1 protein-coding gene is annotated in these 1,847 nt (G+C 73.4%); it reads left to right on the top strand.

All coding sequences use genetic code 11. The features are described 5' to 3' along the window. Positions 1-1,847 (top strand): condensation domain-containing protein (locus ACWGB8_RS38475; RefSeq protein ID WP_452218300.1); only part of this gene is annotated, 1,847 nt, incomplete at both ends.

Here is a 1,847-nt window from a genome sequence, read left to right as displayed (position 1 = left end):
TTCGTGGCGATCGAGAAGATCCCGCTGACCACCAACGGCAAGCTGGACGCCCGCGCCCTGCCGGCCCCCGACCGGGAGGCCTTCGCCGGCGCCGAACTCGTCGCCCCCCGCAACCCGGCCGAGGAGCGGATGGCCGCGGTGTGGAAGGACGTCCTCGGGCTGGACGAGATCGGCGTCGAAGACAGCTTCTTCGACGTCGGCGGCGACTCCATCCGGGCGGTCCGCCTGGTGAGCGCGCTCCGCGAGGCCGGCTTCGACCTGGCCGTGGCGGACGTCTTCCTGCTCCGGACGGTGGCCAGGCTCGCCGAGGCCGCCGGGGAGCCGGCCGCCGAGGTCGAGCGCTTCCGTACGGTCGAGCGGTTCGCGCTGGTCGGCGCCGAGGACCGGGCGAAGCTGCCCGCGGGTGTGGTGGACGCCTACCCGCTCTCCCAGGTGCAGACCGGCATGATCGTCGAGCTGCTGTCCTCGGCGGAGGCCGGCACCTACCAGAACATCTCGTCGTTCCGGATCCGCGACGAGCGGCCGTTCGACGCCGAGGCCCTGCGCGCGGCCGTCGCCGCCGTCGTCGGCCGGCACGAGATCCTGCGCACCTCGGTCGACCTCACCGGCTACTCCCTGCCGATGCAACTGGTGCACGGCGAGGCGGAGATGAAGGTCGCGGTCGAGGACCTCCGCGGCCTCGACGAGGCGGCGCGGTTCCAGGCGCTGCTGGCCTTCGCCGAGCGCGAGCGGGCCGAGCTGTTCGACCTGGCGAGCGCCCCGCTGATGCGCGTCACCGCGCTGCTGGAGGCGGACGACGCCTGGCGCATCGCGTTCACCCACTGCCACGCCGTCACCGACGGCTGGAGCATCAACACCCTGCTCGGCGAGCTGGTCACCGCCTACCGCAGCCTGCGCGACGGCGGCCCGGCCGAGGCCGCCGACCTCCCCGAGGCCCGCTACGCGGACTTCGTCGCGGCCGAACTGGCCGCTCTGGCCGGCGGCGAGGACGAGGCGTTCTGGCTGGACGTGGTCGGCTCGCACGTGCCGTTCGCGCTGCCCGAGGGCTGGGGCGAGCGCGACACCGACGGCGAGGACTTCGCGGTGCAGGTGGCCGTGGCCGACCTGGAGCCGGGCCTGCGGGCGCTGGCCCGGCAGGCGGGCGTCTCGCTGAAGAGCGTGGTGCACGCGGCGTACGTCAAGACGCTGAGCATGCTGACCCTGGAGCCGGCCTTCTTCACCGGCCTGGTGGCGCACGGCCGTCCGGCCGTGCCGGGCTCCGAGCAGGTGCTCGGCATGCACCTCAACACCCTGCCGTTCCCGGTGGTCCGGGGCGCCCGGACGTGGCGCGAGCTGGTGGAGCAGGTGTTCGCCCGGGAGACCGAGATCTGGGCGCACCGGCACTTCCCGCTGCCGGCCGTCCAGCGGGCCGCGGGCAGCAAGCAGCGCCTGCTGAACGCGGTCTTCGACTTCCACGACTTCCACCAGGTCGACACCGAGCTGGTCGACACCGGTGCCACGCTCGGTCAGGGCAGCACCGAGTTCGACCTGCATGTGATCGCCTCCGGCACGGTCGTGCACCTGAAGACCTCCACCGCCGTGGTCACCCGCGCCGAGGCCGACCGCCTGGCCGCCGTGTACCGCTCGGTGCTGGAGGCCATGGCGGCCGACCCGGACGGCGACGCCCGCCTGGCGTACCTGCCGGCCGAGGAGCTGGAGCTACTGGTGGGCGCCTGGGCGTCCGCGGTGGAGACCACGGTGGAGCAGACCGTCCACGAGGTGTTCGAGCGGCAGGTGGCTGCGACGCCGGATGCGGTGGCGGTGGTGTTCGACGGCGTCGAGCTGACGTATGCGGAGGTGAACGAGCG

Source organism: Kitasatospora sp. NPDC054939 (assembly GCF_053610105.1).
Note: the sequence above shows the minus strand (reverse complement) of the source record. Positions and strands in the feature narration are given on the sequence as shown.